Below are 25,033 nucleotides of genomic sequence, written 5' to 3' on the forward strand. Positions count from 1 at the left end.
AATCGTTGAACGATCTCGTAGGCTGTGCCGGTGCCGGTAGTCAGCCATGCCAAGCCGAAGTCCGGGGCCGATCAGCTCGCCGACGCACTGGGTGAACTGGGTGTGGGGGTCGCCTTCGGCTTACCGGGGGTGCACAACCTGCCGATCTGGGAAGCCCTCGCGGACACCGGGATCCAGTTGCTCGGCGTCCGCCACGAACAGACCGCCGCGTACGCCGCCGACGGATACGCCCGTGCCACCGGGAAGCTCGGCGTCGCGATCGTGACCACCGGGCCCGGTGCGGCGAACACGCTCGCCGCGGTCGGCGAAGCGCAGGCCTCCGGCTCTCCGGTGCTGGTCATCGCCACCGACATCCCTTCGACGCTCCGGCGTCCCGGCACGGTGCGCGGGGTGCTGCACGAGACCAGCGACCAGGCGGCGATGTTCGCGCCGCTGACCAAGGGCCAGTACACCGTCGGCGGACCGGAAGAGATCGCCGGCGCCACGCTCGCGGCGGCGCGGCTGGCGCTGCGACCGCAGAGCGGCCCGGTCTACCTGGGCATTCCGACCGACTTCCTGTCCGCCGCCGCCAAGCGCGCGCCCGATCCGGCCGATCTCACGCCGGTGCCCGAACCGCTCGACCTCGGGCGCGCGCGGGAGTTGTTCGAGCGCGCCGAGCGGCCGCTGATCTGGGCCGGTGGCGGCGCGCTGCGGGCCGGGGCGGGCGCGGTCATCGGTGAGCTGGCGGAGAAGCTGGCGGCGCCGGTGCTCACCACCTTCGCCGCGCGTGGCCTGCTCCCGCCCGAACACCCTTGCCTGGCCCCGAACTCGGTGCACACGCCGGAGGTCGGCGCGCTCTGGGACGAAGCCGATCTGGTGCTCGGCGTCGGCACCGACTTCGACGGGCTGATGACGCAGAACTGGCTGATGCCGCAGCCGCCGACGCTGGTCACGGTGAATATCGACGCGGCGGACGCGGCGAAGAACTACCAGCCGGACCTGAACCTGGTCGGCGATGCCCGCGCGGTGGTCACCGCGTTGCTCGGCGAACTGCCTGCCAAGGACGGCCTGGAGAAGCTCACCGCGCGGCTGCGCCGGATGAGCGCGGCCGTGCGCCGCCGCATCCGCGAGGACGAGCCGCAGGCCGCCGACTTCCTCGGCACGCTGGAGGAAGTGCTGCCCGAGGACGCGATCCTGGTCTCGGACATGTGCATCGCGGGTTACTGGATCGGTGGTTTCCACCGCATCCCGGGGCCGCGCAAGCTCGCCTACCCGATGGGCTGGGGCACGCTCGGCTTCGGTTTTCCCGCCTCGATCGGCAGTGCGGCGGCCGGTGCCGGGCGCGCGGTCTGCGTCACCGGTGACGGCGGTTTCCTCTACGGCGTAGGGGATCTGGCTACCGCCGCGCAGGAGGACCTGCGGGTCACCGTGGTCGTGGTGGAGGACGGCGGGTACGGCATGCTCCGGTTCGACCAGGAGCACAGCGGCCTGCCGCACCGCGGGGTCGATCTGGTCGGGCCGGACTTCGTCGCGATGGCCAAGTCGTTCGGCGTGCGCTCCGAACGGGTCAAGGGCTTCGGCCGCGCCTTCCGGCGGAAGCTGAGCGCGTTCATCCAGGCCGACGAACCGAACGTGCTGGTGGTCGAAGCCGCCATGCGCCCACCGCTCAACACCTCGCCCCGCTGGTACCGGAAGGAGCGGTGATGACGCTGCGCGTCGGTGTCGACATCGGTGGCACGTTCACCGATCTGTGCGTGCTCGACGATTCCGGGGTGGTGGCCATCGGCAAGGCGCTGACCACCCACGACGAGCCCGCCCGCGCGGTCGGCGAACTGCTGCGGGACGTCGTCCCCGATCCGTCCCAAGTGGACAAGCTGGTGCACGGCACGACGCTGGTCACCAACGCGCTGATCGAGCGCAAGGGCTCGAAGCTGGCGCTGCTGGCCACCGCGGGCTTCCGCGACGTGCTGGAAATGCGCCGTGAACACCGCTACGAGCTGTACGACCTCCAGATCGAGTTGCCGGAACCGCTGGTGCCGAGGCATCTCCGGTTCGACGTACCGGAGCGCATCCTCGCCGACGGCAGTGTGCAGACCCCGCTCGACGAGGAGTACGTCGCCCGGCTCGGCACGGAGCTGGCCGAGCGCGGGATCGAGGCGGTGGCCGTCTGCTTCCTGCACTCCTTCACCAATCCCGAGCACGAACGCCGCGTGCGGGCCGTGCTGGCGGAGGTCGCCCCGGGGCTGCGCGTCGCGTTGTCCTCGGAGGTGGTGCCGGAGATCCGCGAGTTCGAGCGGGCCTCGACCACCGCCGCGAACGTGTACGTGCAGGACCTGACCGAGCGATACCTGCGTGACCTGGAACAGCGCGTGCACCGCGCCGGAATCGGCCCGGCACCGCACATCATGCTGTCCAACGGCGGAATAGCCACAGTGGACACCGCGGCCCGCTATCCCATCCGCATCCTCGAATCCGGCCCGGCCGGTGGCGCGCTGGCGGCGTCGGCGTTCGGCGCGGCGGCCGGTGAGGCCGATCTGCTCGCCTTCGACATGGGTGGCACCACGGCGAAGTTGTGCATGATCTCCGACGGCGCGCCGCTGGTCACGCACGAGTTCGAAGTGGACAGGGTGTACCGGCTGCTGCCCGGGTCCGGATTGCCGGTGAAGGTGCCGGTGACCGACATGATCGAGATCGGCGTCGGCGGTGGCTCGATCGCCCGCATCGACGCGCTCGGCCTGCTCACCGTCGGCCCCGATTCGGCGGGGTCCGAGCCGGGGCCGGTGTGTTACGGCCGCGGCGGCACCGAACCCACGGTCACCGACGCCGACCTGGTGCTCGGTTATCTCGATCCCGGGTATTTCCTGGGCGGCGAAATGGCGCTGGACCTGGACGCCGCGCGCGAGGTGATCCAGCGGCGGATCGCCGAACCGCTGGGCGTCGGACTGGCCGAGGCGGCGTACGGCATCCACGCGCACGTCAACGAGGACATGGCCAACGCGGCGCGGGTGCACGCGGTGGAACGCGGCAAGGACCCGGCGCGGCTGCCGATGTTCACCTTCGGCGGCGCCGGTCCGGTGCACGGGGTGGGCGTGGCGCGGGCGCTGGGTGCCCGGCAGGTGGTCGCCCCACCGGCCGCCGGGGTGATGAGCGCGGTCGGTTTCCTCACCGCACCACTGGCTTTCGACTTCGTGCGCACGTCGCGAGCCGGGGTCGACGAGCTGAGCTGGTCCGAAGTGGACGCGCTGTTCGCCGAGATGGAACGTGAGGGCGAGGAACTGCTGAAGGCGTCCGGTGTGGACACCGTGACGCACAGCCGGATCGCCGAAATGCGGTACGCGGGGCAGGGCTACGAAATCCGCGTGCCGGTGAACCAGGGCGAATGGCCCGCCACCTTGGTGAACGACTTCACCGAGGCGTACCGCGAGCTGTACCGCCGGACCGGGCCGGACGTCGGCGTCGAGGTGCTCAACTGGCGGGTGGTCTCGTCGGGCCCGGTGCCCCGGGTGAACCTCCGGCTCAGCGTGGAAGCCGGGACAGGAGAAGCACGCAAGGGCAGCAGGCAGGCCTACTTCCCGGGTGGTTTTGTCGACACCGCGGTGTACGACCGGTACCGGCTGCGTGCGGACGACCGCATCGACGGCCCGGCGATCATCGAGGAACGAGAGTCCACTTTGGTCATTCCGCCGGACGCGAGCTGCACCGTGCGGGCCGACTCCAGTCTGGTGGTGACCCCGTGATCGTGGACCCGATCCTGGTCGGCGTGGTCGGCAACCGGCTGCACTCGATCCTGGCCGAACAGCAGAACGCACTGGTCAACACGGCGTTCTCGTCGGTGGTGCGTGAATCGCTCGACCTGGCGTGCGCGGTCTTCGACTCGCGTGGCGAGATGATCGGGCAGTCGGTCGGCGGCACTCCCGGCCACATCAACGCGATGGCCACCGGGATGCACCACTTCGTCGCCGCCTTCCCGCCGGAACAGCTGGCGCCGGGTGACGTGCTGCTGACCAACGACCCGTGGCAGACGGCGGGCCAGATCAACGACATCACCGTGGCCACCCCGGTTTTCCACCGCGGTCGAGTGATCGCGTGGTTCGCTTCGTGCTGCCACGCCCCGGACATCGGCGGCCGCCTGGTTTCGGCCGAGGCCAACGAGGTGTTCGAAGAGGGCCTCCGGCTGCCGATCATGAAGTTCCTCCGCGCCGGTGAGGTGAACGCCGAGCTGGAGGCGATCATCCGCGCGAACGTGCGCACGCCGGAGGAAACCATCGGCGACCTGTACGCGCAGGTGGCGGGCAACGACGTCGGGGCGGCGAGCCTGGTGCGCCTGGCCGAGGAGTTCGGCCTGGACTCGATCGACGAGATCGCCGCGGAGATCATGAACCGCTCGGAACGGGCATTGCGCGACGCCATCGCCGCGTTGCCCGACGGCACCTTCCGCAGCGAGTTGCGCACCGACGGCTTCGGTGAGGAAGAAGTGTTACTGAAGGTCGCGCTGACCGTGCGCGGTGAGGACATCGACATCGACTTCGCCGGTTCGTCGCCGCAGAGCAAGCACGGCATCAACGTGGTCCTCAACTACACCAGGGCGTACGCCTCGTTCGCGGTGAAGGCGGCGATCGCCCCCGGCGTGCCGCACAACGCGGGTTCGTTCCGGCCGGTGCACGTGACCGCGCCCGCCGGATCGGTGCTCAACTGCCTGCCGCCCGCGCCGGTCGCCTCCCGGCACCTGATCGGCCACTTCCTGCCGTCGCTGCTGATCGGCGCGCTGGACGGGCGGATGGCGCACAGCGCGGACGCGCTCTGGATGACCATCTGGCGTGGACAGTCGCATGAGGATGGACGCGAGTTCATGCTGAACGTCTTCCAGACCGGCGGCATCGGGGCCAGAGCCACCAAGGACGGGCTCAACACCACCGGGTTCCCCAGCGGCCTGCGGGCCACGCCGACCGAGGTGATCGAGACCATGGCACCACTGGTCCAGACCCGGCGGGTGCTGCGCACCGACTCCGGCGGTGCCGGTACCCACCGCGGCGGCCTCGGCCAGTCGACCACGGTGACCGCGCGCGGTGACATTTCCTGGAGCGTCAACGGGAACGTCGACCGCACCAGCTCACCGGCGATCGGTGTGCACGGCGGACTGGACGGCGCACCCGGCCGATTCGGCCTGGCCGACGGCACCGCGCTGCCGGGTAAGCGCCGGGTGACGCTGGAGCCGGACGCGGTCGTCGACGTGGTGCTTCCCGGCGCGGGTGGTTACGGCGATCCGCGCGAACGCGACCCGGAACGCGTGCTCGCCGACGTGGTCGACGGGTACGTCTCGATCGAGGCCGCCCGTGACGTCTACGGCGTCGAAATCCGCTACACCGGCAGGCCGGACGCGCTGGTCCGGCTGCCCGCCGACTACCAGATCGTGGAGAGGGACTGACATGGGGCGTGTGGAAGACAAGGTCGTCGTGGTGTTCGGCGGGGCGCGCGGGATCGGCCTGGCCTCGGTGAAGGAGTTCCTCGCCGAGGGCGCGATCGTGCGGTCGAGCGACATCCGCGAGCCCGCCGAGGAGATCGGGCACCAGAACTTCACCCACACCACCGTCGACGCCACCGACGAGGAAGCCGTCCAGTCCTTTGTGGAGCAGGTGCTCGGTGAGCACGGCCGGATCGACGTGTTGTTCGGCAATGTCGGCATCCACCTCGGCAAGCCGCTGCCGGAGACGACGCTCGCCGAGTTCGACCACATCTTCGCGCTGAACGTGCGCACCGCGTTCCTGGCCACCCGGGCGGTGCTGCCGCACATGATCGAGGCCAAGGCCGGCAGCATCGTGCTCACCTCGTCCAACGGCGGCATGATGGGCCGCCCGGCCGACCCGGTCTACAACGCCACCAAGCACGCGCTGGTCGGGCTGGCGAAGTCGCTCGCGGTGGCGCACGCGCACCTCGGGATCCGCGTAAACACGGTCAATCCCGGTGCGATCGACACCGACATGCTGCGCAGCACGCTGGCCTCGCCCGACGACTTCGAAGCCAAGCAGCACCAGCTGACCGCGAGCACGCCCGCCGCGCGCGTCGGTGAGGCGTGGGAGGTGGCGAAGGCGGTGCTGTTCCTGGCCAGCGACGAATCGCGGTTCATCAACGGCGCGGTGGTGCCGGTCGACGGGGCGAAGGCGGCCGGGGCCATGCCGGGCAACCGCTACTCCCTCGACTTCGAACTGGGCGTGCGATGACCAGCGGCGATCCGTCGGCGGTGCTCGCGGGGGACCGGAGCGCCCTCGCCCGTGCGGGCACCGCCGAGCGGGTGGCCCAGATCCTGCGCCAGCGCATCGCCGAGGGCGTTTTCCTGCCGGGGACCCGGTTGGCCGAACCGGCGATCAGCTCGGCGCTCGGGGTTTCCCGCAACACCCTGCGCGAGGCGTTCCAGCTGCTGGCGCACGAGCGGCTGGCCGTGCGGGAACTGAACCGGGGGGTGTTCGTCCGCGAGCTGACCGGGCCGGACATCGTGGACCTGTACCGGATCCGGCGCATGGTGGAGTGCGCGGCCGTGCGTGAGGCCGCCGACCGCGACGGCCTGGTGCTCACCGCACTGGTGGACGCGCTGGCCGAGGGCAAGCAGGCCGCGCGCGACGAGGACTGGCAGGCCGTCGGCACCGCCAGCATCCGTTGGCACCAGGCGCTTTCCGAGCTGTCCGGCAGCGACCGGGTGGCGGGCACCATGCGCCAGGTGCTCGCCGAGACGCGGTTGTTCTTCGTGCTGACCGAGAACACGCAGGCCTTCTTCGAGCCGTACCTGGCGCGGCACGAGAAGATCATCGGACACCTCCGGCGACGCCGGTTCGACCTCGCCGAGCAGGCACTGGAACGCTACCTCCGAGACGCCGAGCGCCAGTTGCTCGCCGCGTACCACCGAAGGGAGACCCCATGACCGCACCCCGGTTCTTCGATGCCGACGAGATCGGCGCCGTGCTCGGGGTCGACGCGGCGATCGAGTCGCAGCGGCGCGCCTTCCGCGCGCTCGGCGCGAAAACCGCCGTGCTGCCGGCCAAAACCCATGTGCCCGGCCCCGGCGGCGCGCTGGCGCTGGCCTACCCGTGCCGGTTGTCCCCGGACACCGGACCGGTGTGCAAGTTCATCAGCTTCAACCCGGGCAACACCGAGTACGGCCTGCCCAGCATCCACGGCCTGATCGTCGCGCTGGACCCGGAAACGGGCGCGCCGGTGGCCGTGCTCGACGGTGCGGCCGTGACCACCATCCGCACCTCGGCGGCCAGCGCGGTTGCCGTCGACGTGCTGGCGAATCCGGACGTCACCGAGCTGGCCGTGCTGGGCAGCGGGGTGCAGGGCGTGGCGCACGTCCGGGCGATCGCCGCGGTACGTCCACTTGAGACGGTCCGGATCCACAGTCCCAGCGAGGAGCACCGCACCAGGGCCGCCCGCGAACTGTCCCAGGAACTCGGGCTGCGGGTGATCGCCACCGACGACGCGGAAAGCGCCGTGCGCGGTGCCGGGATCGTCGCGTTGTGCACGGTCAGCACCGAGCCGGTGATCCGGCGGGAGTGGCTGGCGACCGGGTGCACGGTGATCAGCATCGGCTCCTTCGAACCGCACCGGCGGGAGGTCGGCCGGGACGTGGTGGAACCGGCCGGGGCGGTGGTGGTCGACCACCGCGAGACCGCGCTCTCGCACGCCGGGCCGATCGTGGACGCGCCGCTGGCCGAACCGGAACTCCAGGAACTCGGCGAGGTGCTGGTCGGCAGCGCACCGGGACGGCGGGCGCCGGAGGATCTGGTCTATTACAACAGCACCGGGGTCGGTGTCCAGGACGCCGCGGCCGCCTGGGCCGTCATCGAGCGGAGCCGGGGTTAGGGTCGGGGCAGGCCTCGGACAAACAAGGGAGTTCGCTCGATGCGTGACGTGATCTATGTCGACGGCAAGTGGATCGCCTCGGCCGGTTCGGAGACCATCGACGTGGTCAACCCGGCCACCGAGGAGGTCATCGACCGGGTGCCCGCCGGGACCGCGGCCGACGTGGACGCCGCCGTGGCCGCCGCGCGCCGGGCCTTCGACGGCTGGTCCGCCACCCCCGCCGAGCAGCGCTGCGCCTATCTCGGCCAGCTCGCGGCGAAGCTGAAGGAACGCAACCAGGTGATCGCCGAGACGATCACCGCGGACATGGGCGCGCCGGTGAAGATCGCGCAGAAGGTGCAGGCCGGGCTGCCCGCGGTGGTGGCGGGCACGTACAGCGATCCGGCGGTGGTGCCGGTGCGTGGCGAGGAGGTCGGCAACTCGCTGATCGTGCGTGAGCCGATCGGCGTGGTCGGCGCGATCACACCGTGGAACTACCCGCTGCACCAGATTGTGGCGAAGGTCGCACCCGCGTTGGCGGCCGGCTGCACGGTGGTGCTCAAGCCGAGCGAGGTGGCCCCGCTCGCGGCCTACCTGCTCACCGAGATCTTCGACGAGATCGGCCTGCCCGCCGGGGTGTTCAACCTGGTCAGCGGCACCGGTCCGGTGGTCGGCGAGGCCATCGCGGCGCACCCGGACGTGGACATGGTCTCGTTCACCGGCTCCTCGCGCGCCGGGGCGCGGGTCTCCGAAGCGGCCGCGCGGACGGTCAAGCGGGTGGCGCTCGAACTCGGTGGCAAGTCGCCGAACGTGATCCTGCCCGACGCCGACCTGCCGACCGCGGTCAAGGCCGGGCTGAGCAACGTATACCTCAACAGCGGGCAGACCTGCACCGCGTTGACCAGGATGATCGTGCACCGCGACCAGCGCGACGAGGTGGTCGCCCTGCTCGCGGACGGGGTGGCGAAGTTCTCCGTCGGTGACCCGTCCGACGCCGCCACGAAGCTCGGGCCGCTGGTCTCCGCGGCCCAGCGGGACCGCGTGCGCGACTACATCCGGCAGGGCGTCGAGGAGGGCGCGACGCTGGTCGCCGGTGGCCCGGACGCGCCGGAGGGCCTGGACAAGGGTTACTACGTGCGGCCGACCGTCTTCGCCGACGTCACCCCCGAAATGACCATCGCGCAGGAGGAGATCTTCGGCCCGGTGCTCTCGGTGCTGACCTACGAAACCGAGGACGAGGCGGTGGCCATCGCGAACAACACGCAGTACGGGCTGGCCGCCGCGGTCTGGGCGGGCGACGCCGAGCACGCCACCGCGGTCGCCAGGCGCATCCGCGCCGGGCAGGTCGAGGTGAACGGCGGCGCGTTCAACCCGCTGGCCCCGTTCGGCGGTTACAAGCAGTCCGGCAACGGGCGCGAGCTGGGCCGCTTCGGACTGGAGGAGTTCCTCGAGACCAAGGCGATCCAGCGCTGATGCGGCCGCTGGACGGCCTCCGCGTGGTCGACCTGTCCCGCATTCTCGCCGGGCCGTACTGCACGCAGTACCTCGGCGAGATGGGGGCCGAGGTGATCAAGGTCGAACCACCGGGACACGGGGACGACACCCGGAACTGGGGCCCGCCCTTTGTCGGCGACACCGGGGAAGCCGTCTACTTCCTGGCCGCGAACCGGAACAAGCGCGGCATCGTGCTCGACCTGAAGAGCGAGCGCGGCCAGGAGGCCGTCCGGCGGCTGGTGGCACGGGCGGACGTGCTGGTGGAGAACTTCCGCCCGGGCACGCTGGAGCGCTGGGGCCTCGGATACGACCGGCTCTCGGAGCTGAACCCCCGGCTGATCCACGTGTCCATCACCGGGTTCGGCCAGACCGGCCCGTACCGCGACCGGCCCGGTTACGACCTGATCGCCCAGGGCATGGGCGGGGTGATGGGGCTGACCGGCGAGGCCGACGGCCCGCCGGCCAAGGTCGGCCTGCCGGTGGCCGACCTGAACGCGGGCACCTGGGCCATCATCGGCGTGCTGATGGCGTTGCAGGCCAGGCATTCCACCGGTCGCGGGCAGTACCTGGACGTGTCGCTGATGGACGCCCAGCTCGCCTGGCACATCTACGCGGCGGGCGCGTACTTCTACGACGCGAAGCGCCCGGAGCGGATGGGCTCGGCGCATCCGAGCATCGTGCCGTACCAGGCCTATCCGACCGCCGACGGCTGGCTGAACGTCGCGGTGGGCAGCGAAAAGCTGTGGCGCGCCTTCCGGGAACTGCTGGGATTGCCCGACGAACCGCGGTTCGCCACCAACGCGCTGCGGGCCGAGCACCGGGACGAGCTGAACGAGCTGATCTTCGCGGTGATGCGCACGCGCCCGAGCGCGGAATGGCTGAAGAAGTTCGACGAGGTCTCCATCCCGGCCGGTCCGATCAACACCATCGACGAGGTGTACGAGGATCCGTGGGCGGAAGACCGCGAGCAGATCGTCCGGCTGCCGCACCCGTCGGTCGGCACCTACTACGGCACGGGATTCCCGGTGAAGGCGTCGGAAACCCCGGCGCGGCCCGGTTCCGCCCCGCCCACGCTGGGGCAGCACACCGCCGAGGTGCTGGCGGAACTGGGGTACAGCGCCGAGGAGATCGACGGGTTCACGCGCTGAGACCGTCCATTTCGGACGCCAGCGCGTCGATCGCGGCCAGGTGCTGCTCGACCGAACGCACGATCGCGGCACAGGCCTCGTGCACCGCCTCGGCCGGTTCCGGGGTGAGGTCGCCGTCGAGCACCAGCACGCACGCCGGATCCGCCGCGGTGGCGATCTCCACCGCGTGCCGGGCCGCCGAGCGGGCCAGCAGGTCGAGCTGGTCGGCGACGCGCAGCCCGGCCAGCATGGTCCGCTCGGTCGCCTCCCGCTCGTCCCGGTAGACCTTCGCCAGGTCACCGCCGCGGCTGCCGAACTGGACCCGGCTCCTGGCGTCGCTGTAGTCGATGTGGGCCTCCGCCAACGGCTTCTGCGCGGTCCGCGCCCGCTCGACCATGCCGCGCAGCGCGGCGGGCGCGCAGTCGGTGTAGCGCAGCGCGTCCAGCGGGTCCGGCGCGTGCAGCAACTCGGCCGCCGCCCGCAGCCGGACCAGGTGGCCGGCCGCGGTCCGCAGGTCGGGGTGCATGAAAGCCATCGGGGAGTTCCTTCGCTCAGCGATCGTGACCACTCAGGCGTGGTGGAGCACGCGACCGTCGGTGGCGTCGCGCAGTTCGCCCGCCTCCCGCTCGGTGGCATCGGCCAGCGCCCGCATGCTCGCGGCGCGGGTGCGCAACGCGGAGTTCCACAGTTCCGCGAGCCGTCGCGCCTGCGGGGAGAAGCCGAACGGCGCCCCGCCGGTCATCGGGTCCGGTTCCTCACGGCCCAGCTCGATCACCCCGGCCGCGAACCGGCTCGTCTCCGCCGCGTCGTCCATCATCGCGGCGGCCTGGCCAAGCCCACTTGCAGTCATCGGCACTCCTCGGTCCGGATACTCCGCACTGGATACTGGATACGACGTCTGGCCGAGTCGGCGGTTCCGTCGTTCCGCCCATGACAAGAGCCACGGAACCCCGGTGCGCGCCCGGACGTTCCGGCTCAGAGCACGAACTGGGTGTAGGCGTCCTGGATGCGCTGCGCGTGTGACTGGAGCACGACGATCGCGGTGCGCTTGGCCTCGTCGCCGATGCGGGCGGCCGGTCCGGCCACGGTCAGCACGGTCGGTCGCTGCCCAGGCGCGCGCACCGGCACCGAGCAGGACCAGACACCTTCGTCGACCTCACCCCAGCTGACCGCGTACCGGTTGAGTTCGGCGCGTTTCAGCTCGTCGCGCAGGCTGCTGCCGCGTCGCGCGACCACCGCGGAAAGCCGTCGGCTGCGCTCCGGCTCCGGCAGGCCGGCCAGCAGCATCTTGCCGGCCGAGCTGACGCCCAGCGGCACCGAATGGCCGGGCTGGAAGGTGAACCGCATGGCCTGGTCGCATTCCGCCCGCTCCGCGCAGACCGCCGCGTCGCCGAACTGCTGGAACAGCAGCACCGTCTCACGCAGTTCGCGGGCCGCCTCCTCCATCACCGGCCGGGCCAGCCTGGCCAGGTCGTTCGCCACCTGCGCGGCCCGCGCGAGCGGCATCACCTGCGAGGTGACGTGGTAGTACCCGGCCCGGCCCTCTTCGAGCAGTTGGAGTTCCTTGAGCAGGGCCACGTAGCGGTAGGTGGTGGCGATCGGCGTGCCCGCCAGCGCGGCCAGCTCGGCCACCGTGGCCTCCGGCCGTCGCTCGGAGAACGCCAGCAGCAACTGCAGCACCTTGCGGGAACTGCTGGCCCCCGGTGTCCGCTTGGCGGTCATCGCCCCATAGTTGATCAACTCCAGCGGATCTGCAACCGGCTGATCGTCTGGACCGGTGTCCGGGGCCTACCGGCGGAACGCGCGTTCGAAGCGGGCCTGGCGCGTGGACACCGGGCTGAGCGAGTCGCCGTCGGCGAACCAGTCGGCCAGCGCGGCCCAGGTTTCGGTCACCTGCTGGAACTCCTTGCGCGTGCGCGGAACGCCGCCGCGATCGCCGGGCGTGCGCAACAGGTGCGACAGCGCCACCAGGCGCTCACCGCAGCGGCGCAGGTACAGCTCGGTCTCCTTGTTGATGGTGTCCTCGCCCTGCGGGAGCTGCCACTCCTTGCGCAGGTCCGGGTCGTCGGTGAGCGCGGCCGCCCTGGTGAACAGGTCCTGCTCGGAGTAGGCCGGGAAGCGGATGTCGTCGCAGGCGTACCCGGAGGCGCGCGACCAGCGCTGCAACGCCTTGATCGACTGGTAGCGCGTCTGCCACTCCTGGTTCCCCGACGCCAGCTGGGAAACCGTCGCCCACGCCTCGTTCTCCGCGCGGTGCCAGGATTCCGCGGCCGCTTCGTCGACGAAGGCCCGTGGTTGCGGGGTGTGCCGCCGCCAGGCGTGCGCCAGGCACGAGGCGATGTGCCGCACCAGGTTCGAGGTGTAGGTGGCCAGTTCCCAGGCGTGCACCCGGCGCGGGCGCAGCGGGGTCGGGCGGTCGGGGGAGTAGGTGATCATCTCGAAGGCGCGGAACTCCGGCTGGCCGCGCAGGGTGGACAGGTCCGGGTCCTCCGACATCACCCACGGCCGTCGTTGCGCCAGATAACCGGAATGCCGGGAAGCCGCCGCGTTGTCCAGCTGCGCGATCGCCTTGGTGATCAGGGTCTTCTTCTCGTCCGCGGCGAGCACGCGCACGGTTTCCTTGGTGGCACTGGGTTCGCCGCGCATGCCGGACGGCAGCAGGGCCACCGCGTACACGCACGCGGCGTTGTAGTGCTCGTGCCAGATCGACGACGGGCCACGCGGCGCGAGCTGCTCGGCGACCACGTCCATCAGCGCGTCGATCGACGGCGGCCACGAGGTGTCGTTCGCCAGCTTCTCGAACCCGCTCACCGCAACGCCTTTGACCGCCGAATAGCCCTTCAGCGGTGAGCCCATTTCGGCGTTGGCCATCAGGCGGCGCAGGTACACCGCGAGCAGGCCGAGCCGGAGGCAGTTGTCCGACAGCAGTTCCCGCAGGTGCCTCGGCCGCTTTTCGGCGATGAGCTGTTCCAGTTCGTACTGGGCGACTTCGCAGAGGTACGCGCGCAGCCGCGCGGCCTTGTCCTCGTTGGCGGAGCCGTCGGGATCGTCGAGCAGACCGGCGGGCGCGGGCACGGTCGCGCGGTAGCGGTCGAACCGGAGGCGGATCGACTCGCGCATCCGGGTCTGCCGGATCCGGGTCTTCGGGTCGGCGAGCCACCAGTCGTGCGCGAGCCAGTCACCGCGGCCGAGCACCAGCGCGCGGCGGTAGCGGGCGAGCAGCAGCGCGGCGGCTTCCGGGGTGGAGGGCCCGTAGTTCCGGTTCTCGCACAGGGTCACCACGTCGTCGTAGGTGACCAGCGCGGCGAGGTGCAGGTCGAGGCGTTCCTGGAGGTTGCCGATCTCCACGCGGATGTGCACGTTGGCCGGGTCCAGCTCGATCGCGCGGTGGTACTCGGCGAGCGCTTCGTCGTAGCGGCGCTCGTTCTTGTACTGGTTGGCGCGCTCGTAGGCGTCGAACAGCGCGCCGGGGATCTTCGCGCCGCGCCAGCGGGCCCACTGCTGGTTGCGGCAGTACTTGCTGCGGGGGATGACCAGCGCGGCCACCGCGTTCGCGGCGCGGCCGAGAAGCCGCTGCTCGTCGTCGTCGGTGAGCAGCAGCGGACTGGCCGCGAAACCGGGCTGTCGCACCACTTCGAGCACCAGCTGGTGCTGCCCTTCGGCATTGGCCCGCAGGCGGCCGCTGATCCGGATCGCGTGCGGCGGGCGGGCCAGCTTGACCAGCCGCGACGCCACCCGCCACCAGCCGGTCGCTGCCTCACCCGCGCTCTCCACGATCTGGATGAAGTCGTAGGAGCGCGAAACGCCGGGGACCACCGCCGGGGTGTACATGCGGGATTCGTTGAGCTTGCTCTTGAACACCGCGGTGACCTCGGCGGGCGAGGAGTCGCCGTCGACCTCGAACAGCTCGATGTCGACCTCGTTGGCGTTGTACGCCGCGATTTCGAGCCGGGCGCGGCCGATGCCGTACAGGGTGAAGAGCAGTGAGACGACGAGGCCGGTGAACAGGGCCACGGTCAACGTGAAGGAGGCGCCGACGGGCGCGTCCGCGGGAACGCTGATCAGGTACGGCAGAACGAGGAAGGCGAGCGCGAACAGCGCGGCCGTCCCGCTGAACAACCACCAGCGGATCATCCGCGCCTTCGGCAACTCGGCCGGTTCGAACTCCGGCCGGTGACGAACCGGCATCACTGTTCGCAGAACCCCCTCACCGGGAAATCCTGCCAGAGCCGGGACAGCCGTGTACAGCCCGTGACGACTCCCTCCCACCGAGCTGAAGCCGGGGGAGGGAGCCGTGTCGCGGGTCAGGCGAGCGCGGTCCGCAGGGTGGCGGCGGCCTGGGCGATGGCGGCGCCCGCGGCCGGGGTTTCCCGCAGCGCGTTCAACATGACGAAGTCGTGGATCACGCCCTGGTACCGCACGGCGGTCACCGGGACCCCGGCTTCGCGCAGCTTGTTCGCGTACGCCTCACCTTCGTCGCGCAGCACGTCCGCCTCGGCGGTGATCACCAGTGCGGGCGGCAATCCGGCCAGCTCCGAGACGTCGGCACGCAGCGGCGAGGCGGTGATTTCCGCGCGCTGCGCCGGATCGGTCGTGTACTGGTCCCAGAACCACTGCATCCCGTCCCGCCGCAGGAAGTAACCCTCGCCGAACCGCTGGTACGACTCGGTGTCGAAGTTCGCGTCGGTCACCGGGTAGAACAGCACCTGCTGCCGGAACGAGACCCCGCCGCGCTGCTTGGCCAGCAGCGTCACCGCGGCGGTCATGTTGCCGCCGACCGAATCCCCGGCGATGGCGATCCGCGCGGGGTCGAGGCCGTGCTCACCACCGTGCTCGGCGACCCACTTGGCGGCCGTGTAGTTCTCCTCGATGGCGACCGGATATCTGGCTTCCGGTGAAAGGCTGTACTCCGGGAAGACCACGGCCGCCCCGGCGCCGGTGGCCAGTTCGCGGACGAGCCGGTCGTGTGTGTGCGAGTTGCCGAAAACCCAGCCGGCGCCGTGGAGGTAGACGATCACCGGCAGCGGCCCGGTCAGCCCGGCCGGGCGGATGATCCGGATCCGGACGTCGCCGGGAATGGTCAGGTCCTCGATCTCCGCGGCGGGCTTGTCGATCTCCCCGGACTGCACCTCGTCGACCGCCTTGCGGCCCTCGGCCGGGGCCAGGTCGAACAGGAACGGCGGCTGCGCGGTGGCTTCGGCGAAGGCCTGGGCGGCCGGTTCGAGCGGCAGGTTGTGCGGGTTGGCGGGGGTGGCCATCTCGACTCCTAGATGAGGGAGAACGTTCTGTTTCGTTCTGACCTGAGTGAAGTTAGTCCGGTTCGCTGGTCGTCGTCAAGGAAAACGAGACAGAACGTTCTGTTACACTCGTCTCATGGCTACCGCGACAAAGCGCCGCTCGGCCGCCAGGGACCGGCTGGTGGAGGCCGCCGCGCGCATTTTCTACGCCGAGGGCGTGCACGCGATCGGCGTGGACCGGGTGATCGAGGAGGCAGACGTCAGCCGGGCCACCTTCTACCGGCACTTCCCGTCGAAGGACGAGCTGGTCCGCGCCTATCTCGAGGCGGAGGACCAGGCCGTCCGGAGGCGGGTCGCGCTCGCCCGGTCCCGCGCCGAGGACCCGCGCGAACTGCTGGAACGCCTGGTCAGCGGGCTCGGTGACCAGATCTGCGGCGCCGGGTTCCGCGGCTGCCCGTTCATCAACGCGGCCGTCGAATACCCCGACCCCGGGCACCCGGTCCGCCAGGCCGTGCGCGTGCACCGCGACTGGTTCGCCGAGGTGCTCGCCGAGCTGGCCGTCGCCGCCGGCATTCCCGCGGAACTGTCCGGGGTGCTGGTTTTCCTGCGTGACGGCGCGATGGTCGGTGGTTACCTGGACGACCCGGAAGCCGCGCGGGAGGAGCTGAAGCTCTCGGTCAGGGCGTTGGTGCGCTAGCCGGGCACGGCTCGTAGACGAACCGCGGATCGGCGTCCAGCGCGGCGATCAGCTTCGCGGCCTGGTCCTTGCGCGGGAACACCACCGCGTAGAGCTGCGTGCCCTCGCGGCGGAAGTTCGCCACCTGGTAGGTGTCGCGGTAGATCGCGTCGTCCGTGCACTGTGGACGGACGGCGAACCCGTTGCCGGTGACGATGCCCAGGGCCGGCTTGCGCACGTTGACCACGTAGTCGTAGTCGTGCGCGATGTGCCCGATCGGGCCGCTCTCCTCGGTGCGCAGGCCGTTGCGCGCGATGTGCTCGTCGGTCAGGCCGAGCACGTCGACCACCGGCACCCCGGGCCCGGCGCGGTAGGACAGCGCGCCGTTGGCGTAGGTGCTGATCAGCGTGCCCGGCGGCAGGTTCTGCCCGATCAGCGAGCCGAACTCCTCCATCTCGGCGATCTTCGCGCGCCACTGGTGCATCAGGTCGAGCATCTTCGGATCGGTGATCGACACCAGCAGCGAGAGCCCGCAGATCGCCGCGGCGGCCAGCGGCATCAGGCGCAGCCCGGCCACGCGCGCCCGCAGGCGTTCGGTGTCCATCAGCCCGTACGCGGCGACCGAGGCGACACCGAGCAGTGGCGGCACCGGCGCGAGCAGGCGGTAGGCGGGCATCCAGTCACCGCCCGCGTAGGTGATGAACGCGAGGTAGGCGAACGCCAGGCCGAAGGTCAGCCAGACGAGCGACCGGTGCTCGCCGTCACCCCCGAAGCGCGCCAGCCCGACCATCGCCAGTACCGCGAGCACCAGGAAACCCAGTGACGCCAAGGCGAAGCCGCCGAGGTACTCGCCGCCCTGCGCGAGTTGCCAGCCGAGCGAACCGCCCGACTTCGCCGCGACCGCGTTGGGCAGCAGGTGCCCGTAGTAGAGGACCCGCCAGATCGTCCACGGCAGCGCCAGCACCAGCAGTCCGGTGGCGTACCCGAGCACCGGACGCCAGTCCGTCCGCTTCCGGATCGCGCGCACCAGCAGGTAGAGGCCGACGAGCACGGCGATCAGCAGTCCGTCCGGCCTGGTCATCCCGGACAACGCGACGAGCAGCCCGGCGATCAGCGGCCGCTTCGCCGCCAGTGCGTACAGCACGCCGAGCACGAGCAGCAGGAACAGCGGGGTCTCCAGGCCGGACGGCCCGTAGGCGGCCAGCCCGCTGGCCCCGGCGGTGAGCACCGCCGCGAGCACCCCGAGCGCCTTGTCGCCGTCCCGGTTCACCAGCCGGTTGACCAGGAAGTACGACAGCACAACGCAGGCCACGGTGCAGACCACGCCGAGCACCGCCGCGCCGACCACGATGCCCTTGCCGAACAACGCCTTCGGAATGGCGATCAGCACCATCCAGAGAAAGTTCGAGTACCCCTCGACCCGCTCGCCCGCGTTGAACACCGGGCCGTTGCCGTCGGCCAGGTTCTCCGAGTAGCGGAAGGTGATGAACGCGTCCTCGGCGACGGTGGAGAACAGCGCCTGGTGGGCGAGCGAGTAGGCGACCGCGAGCGTCAGTGCGGCGACGCGCCATGCCCGGCTGGCGGAGACGCGGGTCCACCCGCCGAGTACCAGAGCGGCCAGCAGCAGCCAGCCGCAGATGAGCGCAACCACACCAGGTCCTCACGCAACGGGGTCGGGGTCCGCGTCAATCTACCGGGGCGCCTGCCTGGGACTTTTCCCCGCCTGGGACTGTCGGTGCCACGTGCGACCATCGAGGGGTGGAACCCGCCGACACCTTCGAGATCACCGAGCCGCTGGCCGGCCGCGAGCCGCTGCAGGCGTTCCGCCGTCGTCAACCGCACCACCGGATCCCGCTGCCGCCCGCCAGGGAGGGCGCGCGCGGGCGGACGCCGTCCGGCACGGTGCACCTGGTCACCGACGCCTGGCTGCCGGTCTGCGGTGCTGGGCTGAACACCTGGGACCCGCTGCGCGGCCTGGCCCCGACCGACGAGCCGGTCACCTGCCGCCGGTGCGCGGACGTGCACCTGAAGGAGGTCCACGAGGGTCAGCTCAGGCTTTTCTGAGCCGGGCGGACACGCGGTCGTGGAACGGCCGCTCCGCCAGCGCGCGCGTCGCGGCGGCGACGAGTTCGGCGAGCGAGCCGGGCAGTTCTTCCTCCAGTTCGGCGAAGGCGGCTTCGGTCGCCGTCCATTCGGCGTCGAGCACGGGCAGCAGCTCACGGGTCTTCTCGGTCAGGTGCACGATGCGCTCGCGGGCGTCCGCGCCGGGCCGCAGTTCGACGAGGTCCAGCTTGCGCATCTGGGTGACGGTCTGGCTGGCCGCGGAATGCGTCACGCCCAGCGCCTCGGCGAGATCCCGGATCGGCAGCGGGCCGTGGCCGGTCAGCGTGCGCACCACCGGGGTGAAGCGCGGCCGGAACCAGGGCAGGCCCAGGTCGGTGTAGACGCGGGCGACGTCCCCGTCGAGCAGTTCGAGCAGGTGACGCAGCCGGGTGCCGATCGCTGGCGAGGTCATGGCGCTAATGTAACAGCGCTAATACATCTGGGAGGACGCATGTACGAGCACCTCGACCCGTACGACCAGGGCCTGCTCGACGTCGGTGACGGCAACCACGTCCACTGGGACGTCTCGGGCAATCCGGCGGGCAAGCCCGCGGTGCTGCTGCACGGCGGACCGGGCGTGACCGCGCCGGGTGGACGCCGGTACTTCGACCCGGCCGCCTACCGCGTGGTGCAGTTCCACCAGCGCGGCGTCGGCCTCAGCACACCGTCGGTCGTCGACCACGAGACCGATCTGAGCGTCAACACCACCGAGCACCTGCTGGCCGACATGGAGAAGCTGCGCGAGCACCTCGGCATCGAGCGCTGGCTGGTGTTCGGCGGTTCGTGGGGCGCGACGCTGGGCTTCGCCTACGCCGAGCGGTTCCCGGAGCGGGTCACCGAGCTGGTGCTGGTGGCGATCACGAACTCACGCCCGTCGGAGATCGACTGGCTCTACCGCGGCCTCGGCAGCCTGTTCCCCGAGGCGTGGGACCGGTTCCGCGAAGGTGCCGGTGATGACGATGTGGTCGGCGCCTACAACCGGCTGCTCAACGACCCCGATCCGGCGGTGCGGGAGAAAGCCGCGCGCGACTGGTGCGCCTGGGAGGCCGCGGCGGTGGACGAGGACCCGGAGGATCCGGATCCGCGCTGGGCGGACCCGGACTTCCGGATGTCCATGGCACGCACCGCGGCGCACTACTTCCACCACCACGCCTGGCTGGCGGACGGCGTCCTGTTGCGTGAAGCGGGCAGGCTGGCCGGTATCCCCGGCGTGATGGTGCACGGGCGGCTCGACCTGAGCGCGCCGCTGGGCACCGCGTGGGCCATGGCCAAGGCGTGGCCGGACGCCGAGCTCAAGGTGATCCCCGGCGCCGGCCACTTCGCGAAGGGCGCGATGGGGGAAGCGCTGCTGGAAGCCGTCGACCGGTTCCGCTGATCAGCGGAAGTCGTCGGCGTGGTCCCTGGCCCAGGTGGCGAAGGTCCGCGCGGGTTCGCCGATGTGGTCGTGCAGGGTCGGCCCGACCGGCCCCGGCTGGTCACCGGCCGCCTCCATCGCGTCGAGCGCCGCGTCGGGCAGGTGGGTGGCTTCCTCGCGCGGCAACTTCTCGACCTTGAGGGAACGGCCGATCGCCTCGCCGATGAGGTCCACGTGCTGCCGCACCGAAAGCGACTCCGGCCCGGTCAGCGAGTAGGCCTTGCCCGCGTGACCCGGCCGGGTCAGCGCGTGGAGGGCGAGTTGCGCGATGTCCTGCTCGTGCACCGAGCTCATGTGCATTTCGGGGAACGCCTCCCTGGCGACACCGTGTTCGCGGATGCCGGGCGCCCAGGCGAGCGTGTTCGTGGCGAAGGCACCCGGCCGGACGAAGGTCCACGGAATGCCGGACGCCTCGATCGGCCGTTCCGCCGCCAGGTGCCACTCGGCGATCCCGGGCGCCATCTCCGGCTCGGCCGAAGCCAGGGACGACAGCAGCACGATGTGCTCGACGCCGCTCGCCGCGGCCAGGAACTCCGGGATCACCTCGGGCTTGGCGTAGAGGAACACCTTCGTGACGCCGGTGAGGTCGAAGCCGTGCACGAGTTCCACGCCGTCGGGCACGGTGGCGTCGGGTGAACTGCTCGACGCCCGCACCTTCTCCCCTTCGGCGAGCAGCTGGTCGATGAGCGCGCGGGCGACGGAACCCCGTGCCCCGGTGACAAGAATGGTCATGGACCGATGTTCTCCGGGGCCAACGTGAGCGATCCAGTGAATCAGCGGCTGTCGGCTGGATCATCCGCGATCTAGCCTCAGATGGTGACTTCGCACGCGTTCGACCATCTCGATCGCCGTTTGCTCCACGCCCTCCAACTCGACGGCCGCAACTCGTTCAGCCGGATCGGCGAGGTGCTCGGCGTGTCCGGGCAGACCGTCGCCCGGCGCTACACCGCACTGCGGTCGCACGGCGCGCTCAAGGTGATCGGGCTGAGCGATCCCGACGTGCTCGGTGAGGTGCTCTGGCTGACCAGGGTGCGCTGCACACCGGACGCGGCGAGTGCGGTGGCGAGCGCGATCGCCCGCCGCGACGACACCTCGTGGGTGCAGCTGACCTCGGGCGGGACCGAGATCGTCTGCGTGACCAGGGTGCCCGGCGGCAACAGTGACGAGAACACGCCGCTGCTCCAGCAACTTCCGCACACCCCGCGCGTGCTGGACGTGACCGCGCAGTGCGTGCTGAACGTGTTCCTCGGCGGTGGTGAGGGCCTGTTGCGCAAGGCCCGCGTGCTGACCGAGGTGGAGGCCAAGGAGCTGACCTGGACCGCCGACGCGCCGCCCCGGCGCGAGATGTCCGAACAGGACTGCGCGATGCTCGCCATGCTCCGCACCGACGGCCGGACCCAGATCGCCGAGCTGGCCGCGTCGACCGGCTGGTCGCAGACCACGGTCCGGCGGCGGCTGGCCGAACTGCGGGCCGGTGGCCTGCTGCGGTTCAGCGTGGACTTCGACCACCGGCTGCTCGGTTTCGGCGTGCACGTGCTGCTGTGGTTGTCCGTGGAGCCCGCCGACCTGGAGATGGCCGGGCGGCTGATGGCCGAGGAACATCCCGAGGTCGCCTACGTCGCGGCGACCACCGGCCGGACGAACCTGGTCGCCGGAGTGGTCTGCGCCGGGGTGAAGGACCTCTACGGTTACCTGACGCGACGGCTGGCGGTGCTGCCCGGCATCCGGGAGATCGAGACCGCGCCGGTGGTGCGGACGCTGAAGAGCGCAACCGTGCTCAACCCCGGCCGCCCGGGGGCAACCGGGTGGTGAAGCGGCCGAAACCGGACGTCGGCGTTGCCGCTCGCGCGAGCGCGTTCGTACCTTCCGGTCATGACTGGTGGACTGAACCGGCGTGACTTCCTGCAGACCTCCGCACTGGGCGCGGGCGCACTCGCCCTGCCCACCACGGCGACCGCCGCGGCGTCGGCAGAAGGGAAGGCGGGTGTGCTCCGCGCCGAACGGCTGACCGTCGAGTACGCGGAAACCCCACTGGGCACCGATGCCGCCCGCCCGCTGCTGTCCTGGGTGCCGGTCGCCGGGGGACACCACGCGCGGCAGACGGCCTACCAGATCGAGGTCGACGGGACTTGGGACCCGGGACGGGTGGAGTCCGACCGCTCGACCGCGATCGCCTACGACGGCCCGGCGCTGAACCCGCGCACCCGGTACCGGTGGCGCGTGCGCGTGTGGGACCAGGACGGGCAGCCGTCGGACTGGAGCGCGTGGAGCTGGTGGGAGACCGGTTTCCTCGGTTCCGAATGGACGGCCGCCTGGATCGGGGCGCCCGCCCCGGCGGCGCCGCTCGACTTCACCGGTGCCTCGTGGATCTGGTCGCCGGGCAGCACCACCGGGAACGCGCCGGCCGGGCCGCGCTGGTTCCGCGCCGCCGTCGACCTGCCCGGCGACGCCACCGAAGCGGAACTGGTCGCGACCGCGGACGACGACTTCACCCTGTTCCTCAACGGGCAGCAGGTGCTCCACGCGCCGGAACAGGTCGACGGCTGGCGGACCGCGCGGCACACCAAGGTCCCGGTCGCGGGCGGCCGGGTGGTGCTCGCCGCGCTGGCCACGAACCGCGGCTCGGTGTCGGTCAACCCGGGCGGGCTGCTGGTCCGGTTCCGCGCCGGGGCCCGCGAACTGGTCACCGGTGCGGGGTGGAAGGTCGCCGAGACCGAGCAGAGCGGGTGGCAGCAGCCGGACTTCGACGACAGCGGCTGGGCCGGTGCGGTGGTGCTGGCGCCGTATGGTCAGGGACCGTGGGGCAGCGGGGTTTCCGTGCAGCTGCCGCCGATCCCGGCACCGCTGCTCCGCCGGGAGTTCACTGTGGACAGACCGGTGGCGAGTGCGCGGCTGTACATCAGCGGTCTGGCGTACTACGAGGCCGAGATCAACGGCAAGCGCGTCGGCACGCAGGTGCTCGATCCCGGGTTCACCGACTACGACAGGACCGTGCTGTACACCACGCACGACGTCACCGGCCTGCTCACCGGGGGAGCCAACGCGATCGGCGTGACGCTCGGACGCGGGTTCTACGCCATGACCACGCCGAACGTCTGGCGCTGGGAGAAACCGGACTGGCGCGGTGAGCCGAAACTGCTGGCGCAGCTGGAAATCACCCATCCCGACGGCAGCCGGACCACGATCACCTCCGACACCTCTTGGCGCCTCGCCGACGGCCCGACCGTCTCGGATTCCTTGTACGCGGGCGAATCCTACGACGCGCGCCTCGTCCAACCCGGCTGGTCCTCGACCGGATTCGACGACAGCGCCTGGCGAGCACCGGTCGCGCACAGCGCGCCGAAGGGCGTGGTGCGCGGCCAGCAACACGAGCCGATCGAGATCGTGGAGACCGTGACACCGGTGTCGGTCACCACGCTGCGGCCCGGGGTTTTTGTCGCCGACATGGGGCGCACGATGGCGGGCTGGACCCAGCTGACCGTGCGTGCTCCGGCCGGGACCACCGTCGAGCTGTGGCACGGCGAACGCCTGCGCGAGGACGGGAGCGTGATCTGGGAGAACGGGCACGTGCCCGGCAGGCACCAGAAGGACTTCTACACCTGCGCGGGCACCGGCGACGAAACCTGGGAGCCGAAGTTCTCGTACAAGGGCTTCCGGTACGTCGAGGTGCACGGGCTCAGCACGCCACCGAAACTGCTCGGCCGGGTGGTGCACACGAAGGTTCGTGAGGTCGCGACCTTCCGCTGCTCGGAGCCGTTCTTCGAACAGCTCGACCGCGCGATGCGCCGGACGCTGCTGAACAACCTGCACGGCATCCCCACCGACACCCCGATGTACGAGAAGAACGGCTGGACCGGGGACGCGCAGGTCGGCGCGCCCTGCCTGGCCTACGCCTTCGAGGTGCCGCGGTTCCTGACGAAGTGGATCGGCGATCTCGCGGACAGCCAGAACGAGCCCGGGCAGGTGCCGGTGATCGTGCCGAGCGGTGGCTGGGGGTACCAGGAACTGGCGCCCGCTCCGGAGTGGACGACGGTTTATCCTTTCCTGGTCAGGGAAATGTACCGGTGGTACGGCGACAAGCGGGTGGCCGAAGAGCACTGGCAGCCGCTGACGAGGTACCTGGACTGGGAGATCGGCCGCCTGCAGAACGGGCTGGCGGTCACCGCGCTGGGTGACTACCTGCCGCCGGGATACGGCGGCGTGCCGCCGGAGGACACCCGCCTGACCGCGACGGCGTACCTGCACCGCGCGCTGGTCGGCACCGCCGAACTCGGTGACCTGCTGGGGCACACCGAGGACGCCGCGCGGTACCGGTCGGTCGCGGACGGACTCCGCGACGCGCTCAACGCCGCCTTCCTGGGGCCGGAAGGGCACTACCGCACGGCGAAGGACCCGGACTACCGGCAGACGTCGAACGCCATCCCGCTCGCGTTCGGCCTGGTGCCCGCGGGTGCGGTGAAGTCCGTTGTGGACAGTCTGGTGGCGGACGTCCGGGCCAGGGGCGACCACCTGAACACCGGGAACCTGGGCACCAGCGTGCTGCTGCGGGTGCTTACCGAGCACGGGCACGCGGACGTCGCACACGCCATCGCCACCCAGCGAAGCTATCCGAGCTGGGGTTACTGGTTCGACAACGGCGCCGACACCATGTGGGAGATGTGGCAGCTGGACTCGCGGTCGCGGGACCACTACTTCCAGGGCACCGTCGTGCAGTGGCTGCACGAGAACGTGGCCGGTCTGCGGCCCGGCGACGACGGGTACCGGACCTTCACCGTGCGCCCGGATGCGCGAACCGGCGTGCACTGGGCGGGCAGCACGGTGGAGACCGTGCGCGGACGGGCGGGCGTGAACTGGGCCAAGGTCGGGGGCGGGCTGCGGGTGACCGTGGACGTCCCGGTCGGCTCCACCGCCGAAGTCCACCTTCCCGCCGCTGCCGCCGGGGACGTCACCTCGGTCCCGGCCGCCGAGTTCCTCCGGATGGACCGGGGCTGCGCCGTCTACCGGGCTACGCACGGCCGGTGGCGGTTCGTGGGACGCACGCCGTGATGGCTTGAAACGTTCTAATCGTCGCCTTGCGATAACGTGACAAGGTGTGTGCTTAGCGTGTCCGGACGCGTCATTTCCGGGACAGAAGCCGTCGAAAACTTGACATGGGTCACAGTTGCGAAGC

21 protein-coding genes are annotated in these 25,033 nt (G+C 70.9%); 13 read left to right on the forward strand and 8 right to left on the reverse strand.

Annotation, left to right across the window (positions count from 1 at the left end; all coding sequences use genetic code 11):
- The first annotated feature begins 30 nt into the window (after nucleotides 1-30).
- From YIM_RS06020 to YIM_RS06055, 8 genes are read left to right on the forward strand one after another with little or no spacing between them, the layout of a single operon-like run.
- Nucleotides 31-1,683: a thiamine pyrophosphate-binding protein gene (locus YIM_RS06020; protein ID WP_153029381.1), complete on the forward strand. Its 1,653-nt coding sequence runs from the start codon at nucleotides 31-33 to the stop codon at nucleotides 1,681-1,683.
- Nucleotides 1,683-3,716, forward strand: coding sequence for a hydantoinase/oxoprolinase family protein (locus YIM_RS06025; protein WP_194240056.1), 2,034 nt, complete (start codon nucleotides 1,683-1,685; stop codon nucleotides 3,714-3,716). The genes YIM_RS06020 and YIM_RS06025 overlap by 1 nt, the downstream gene beginning before the upstream one ends.
- A complete protein-coding gene (locus YIM_RS06030) occupies nucleotides 3,713-5,404 on the forward strand; it encodes a hydantoinase B/oxoprolinase family protein (protein ID WP_153029382.1) in 1,692 nt (563 codons plus the stop codon). The genes YIM_RS06025 and YIM_RS06030 overlap by 4 nt, the downstream gene beginning before the upstream one ends.
- 1 nt (nucleotide 5,405) lies before the next feature.
- Nucleotides 5,406-6,197 carry an SDR family NAD(P)-dependent oxidoreductase gene (locus YIM_RS06035; RefSeq protein ID WP_153029383.1) on the forward strand — a complete coding sequence of 264 codons (792 nt, stop codon included), beginning with the start codon at nucleotides 5,406-5,408 and terminating at the stop codon, nucleotides 6,195-6,197.
- Nucleotides 6,194-6,892, forward strand: coding sequence for a GntR family transcriptional regulator (locus YIM_RS06040; RefSeq protein ID WP_153029384.1), 699 nt, complete (start codon nucleotides 6,194-6,196; stop codon nucleotides 6,890-6,892). Before YIM_RS06035 ends, YIM_RS06040 begins: the two co-directional genes overlap by 4 nt.
- Nucleotides 6,889-7,833 carry an ornithine cyclodeaminase family protein gene (locus YIM_RS06045; protein WP_153029385.1) on the forward strand — a complete coding sequence of 315 codons (945 nt, stop codon included), beginning with the start codon at nucleotides 6,889-6,891 and terminating at the stop codon, nucleotides 7,831-7,833. Before YIM_RS06040 ends, YIM_RS06045 begins: the two co-directional genes overlap by 4 nt.
- 39 nt (nucleotides 7,834-7,872) lie before the next feature.
- The gene (locus YIM_RS06050; RefSeq protein WP_153029386.1) at nucleotides 7,873-9,285 is read left to right on the forward strand and encodes an aldehyde dehydrogenase family protein; all 1,413 of its coding nucleotides are present in this window, start codon (nucleotides 7,873-7,875) and stop codon (nucleotides 9,283-9,285) included.
- Nucleotides 9,285-10,454, forward strand: a complete 1,170-nt coding sequence (locus YIM_RS06055; protein ID WP_153029387.1) for a CaiB/BaiF CoA-transferase family protein — start codon at nucleotides 9,285-9,287, stop codon at nucleotides 10,452-10,454. Before YIM_RS06050 ends, YIM_RS06055 begins: the two co-directional genes overlap by 1 nt.
- On the opposite strand, the gene YIM_RS06060 is transcribed toward YIM_RS06055, so the two are convergent.
- The 5 genes from YIM_RS06060 to YIM_RS06080 form a co-directional block, all read right to left on the reverse strand.
- A complete protein-coding gene (locus tag YIM_RS06060; RefSeq protein ID WP_153029388.1) occupies nucleotides 10,444-10,968 on the reverse strand; it encodes a hypothetical protein in 525 nt (174 codons plus the stop codon). The two genes, YIM_RS06055 and YIM_RS06060, sit on opposite strands and share 11 nt — an antisense overlap.
- A 33-nt stretch (nucleotides 10,969-11,001) precedes the next feature.
- Entirely contained in the window at nucleotides 11,002-11,283 is a 282-nt protein-coding gene (locus YIM_RS06065) for a hypothetical protein (RefSeq protein WP_153029389.1), read from the reverse strand.
- A 125-nt stretch (nucleotides 11,284-11,408) separates the two neighbouring features.
- Entirely contained in the window at nucleotides 11,409-12,155 is a 747-nt protein-coding gene (locus tag YIM_RS06070; RefSeq protein ID WP_153029390.1) for an IclR family transcriptional regulator, read from the reverse strand.
- A gap of 66 nt (nucleotides 12,156-12,221) precedes the next feature.
- Nucleotides 12,222-14,621 (reverse strand): tetratricopeptide repeat protein, encoded by a 2,400-nt coding sequence (locus tag YIM_RS06075; protein WP_153029391.1) that lies wholly within the window; start codon nucleotides 14,619-14,621, stop codon nucleotides 12,222-12,224.
- 116 nt (nucleotides 14,622-14,737) lie between these two features.
- Nucleotides 14,738-15,691, reverse strand: a complete 954-nt coding sequence (locus tag YIM_RS06080) for an alpha/beta hydrolase (protein ID WP_153029392.1) — start codon at nucleotides 15,689-15,691, stop codon at nucleotides 14,738-14,740.
- 115 nt (nucleotides 15,692-15,806) lie between these two features.
- Here YIM_RS06080 and YIM_RS06085 point away from each other — a divergent pair, with 115 nt between their 5' ends.
- A complete protein-coding gene (locus tag YIM_RS06085; protein ID WP_153029393.1) occupies nucleotides 15,807-16,367 on the forward strand; it encodes a TetR/AcrR family transcriptional regulator in 561 nt (186 codons plus the stop codon).
- Here YIM_RS06085 and YIM_RS06090 read toward each other — a convergent pair.
- Nucleotides 16,348-17,997, reverse strand: a complete 1,650-nt coding sequence (locus tag YIM_RS06090) for a glycosyltransferase family 39 protein (RefSeq protein WP_153029394.1) — start codon at nucleotides 17,995-17,997, stop codon at nucleotides 16,348-16,350. The genes YIM_RS06085 and YIM_RS06090 overlap by 20 nt on opposite strands.
- A 107-nt stretch (nucleotides 17,998-18,104) precedes the next feature.
- On the opposite strand from YIM_RS06090, the gene YIM_RS06095 reads away from it, so the two are divergent.
- A complete protein-coding gene (locus YIM_RS06095; RefSeq protein WP_153029395.1) occupies nucleotides 18,105-18,410 on the forward strand; it encodes a hypothetical protein in 306 nt (101 codons plus the stop codon).
- Here the strand turns inward: YIM_RS06095 and YIM_RS06100 are convergent.
- Nucleotides 18,397-18,861, reverse strand: a complete 465-nt coding sequence (locus YIM_RS06100) for a MarR family winged helix-turn-helix transcriptional regulator (RefSeq protein ID WP_153029396.1) — start codon at nucleotides 18,859-18,861, stop codon at nucleotides 18,397-18,399. The genes YIM_RS06095 and YIM_RS06100 overlap by 14 nt on opposite strands.
- 39 nt (nucleotides 18,862-18,900) lie before the next feature.
- On the opposite strand from YIM_RS06100, the gene pip reads away from it, so the two are divergent.
- Nucleotides 18,901-19,824, forward strand: a complete 924-nt coding sequence (gene pip, locus YIM_RS06105) for a prolyl aminopeptidase (RefSeq protein ID WP_153029397.1) — start codon at nucleotides 18,901-18,903, stop codon at nucleotides 19,822-19,824.
- On the opposite strand, the gene YIM_RS06110 is transcribed toward pip, so the two are convergent.
- On the reverse strand, nucleotides 19,825-20,595 hold the full coding sequence (locus YIM_RS06110; protein WP_153029398.1) for an SDR family oxidoreductase: 771 nt from the start codon (nucleotides 20,593-20,595) through the stop codon (nucleotides 19,825-19,827). It lies immediately after the preceding gene.
- Nucleotides 20,596-20,676: 81 nt separating this feature from the next.
- Between YIM_RS06110 and YIM_RS06115 the strand changes: the two genes are divergently transcribed.
- Together YIM_RS06115 and YIM_RS06120 are read left to right on the forward strand one after the other, a co-directional pair.
- Complete coding sequence (locus YIM_RS06115) at nucleotides 20,677-21,675, forward strand: Lrp/AsnC family transcriptional regulator (RefSeq protein ID WP_153029399.1); 999 nt, start codon at nucleotides 20,677-20,679, stop codon at nucleotides 21,673-21,675.
- Between the two features lie 60 nt (nucleotides 21,676-21,735).
- Entirely contained in the window at nucleotides 21,736-24,909 is a 3,174-nt protein-coding gene (locus YIM_RS06120; protein WP_153029400.1) for an alpha-L-rhamnosidase, read from the forward strand.
- Nucleotides 24,910-25,033 lie beyond the last annotated feature (124 nt).

Origin of the sequence: Amycolatopsis sp. YIM 10 (genome assembly GCF_009429145.1) — a bacterium.
Lineage (GTDB): Bacteria > Actinomycetota > Actinomycetes > Mycobacteriales > Pseudonocardiaceae > Amycolatopsis.

Coding starts and splice junctions, on each gene's coding strand:
- YIM_RS06025 (WP_194240056.1), top strand. CDS start 1,683: ATGACGCTGCGCGTCGGTGTCGACATCGGTGGCACGTTCACCGATCTG.
- YIM_RS06035 (WP_153029383.1), top strand. CDS start 5,406: ATGGGGCGTGTGGAAGACAAGGTCGTCGTGGTGTTCGGCGGGGCGCGC.
- YIM_RS06040 (WP_153029384.1), top strand. CDS start 6,194: ATGACCAGCGGCGATCCGTCGGCGGTGCTCGCGGGGGACCGGAGCGCC.
- YIM_RS06045 (WP_153029385.1), top strand. CDS start 6,889: ATGACCGCACCCCGGTTCTTCGATGCCGACGAGATCGGCGCCGTGCTC.
- YIM_RS06050 (WP_153029386.1), top strand. CDS start 7,873: ATGCGTGACGTGATCTATGTCGACGGCAAGTGGATCGCCTCGGCCGGT.
- YIM_RS06055 (WP_153029387.1), top strand. CDS start 9,285: ATGCGGCCGCTGGACGGCCTCCGCGTGGTCGACCTGTCCCGCATTCTC.
- YIM_RS06060 (WP_153029388.1), bottom strand. CDS start 10,968: ATGGCTTTCATGCACCCCGACCTGCGGACCGCGGCCGGCCACCTGGTC.
- YIM_RS06065 (WP_153029389.1), bottom strand. CDS start 11,283: ATGACTGCAAGTGGGCTTGGCCAGGCCGCCGCGATGATGGACGACGCG.
- YIM_RS06070 (WP_153029390.1), bottom strand. CDS start 12,155: ATGACCGCCAAGCGGACACCGGGGGCCAGCAGTTCCCGCAAGGTGCTG.
- YIM_RS06075 (WP_153029391.1), bottom strand. CDS start 14,621: ATGCCGGTTCGTCACCGGCCGGAGTTCGAACCGGCCGAGTTGCCGAAG.
- YIM_RS06080 (WP_153029392.1), bottom strand. CDS start 15,691: ATGGCCACCCCCGCCAACCCGCACAACCTGCCGCTCGAACCGGCCGCC.
- YIM_RS06085 (WP_153029393.1), top strand. CDS start 15,807: ATGGCTACCGCGACAAAGCGCCGCTCGGCCGCCAGGGACCGGCTGGTG.
- YIM_RS06100 (WP_153029396.1), bottom strand. CDS start 18,861: ATGACCTCGCCAGCGATCGGCACCCGGCTGCGTCACCTGCTCGAACTG.
- pip (WP_153029397.1), top strand. CDS start 18,901: ATGTACGAGCACCTCGACCCGTACGACCAGGGCCTGCTCGACGTCGGT.
- YIM_RS06110 (WP_153029398.1), bottom strand. CDS start 20,595: ATGACCATTCTTGTCACCGGGGCACGGGGTTCCGTCGCCCGCGCGCTC.
- YIM_RS06115 (WP_153029399.1), top strand. CDS start 20,677: ATGGTGACTTCGCACGCGTTCGACCATCTCGATCGCCGTTTGCTCCAC.
- YIM_RS06120 (WP_153029400.1), top strand. CDS start 21,736: ATGACTGGTGGACTGAACCGGCGTGACTTCCTGCAGACCTCCGCACTG.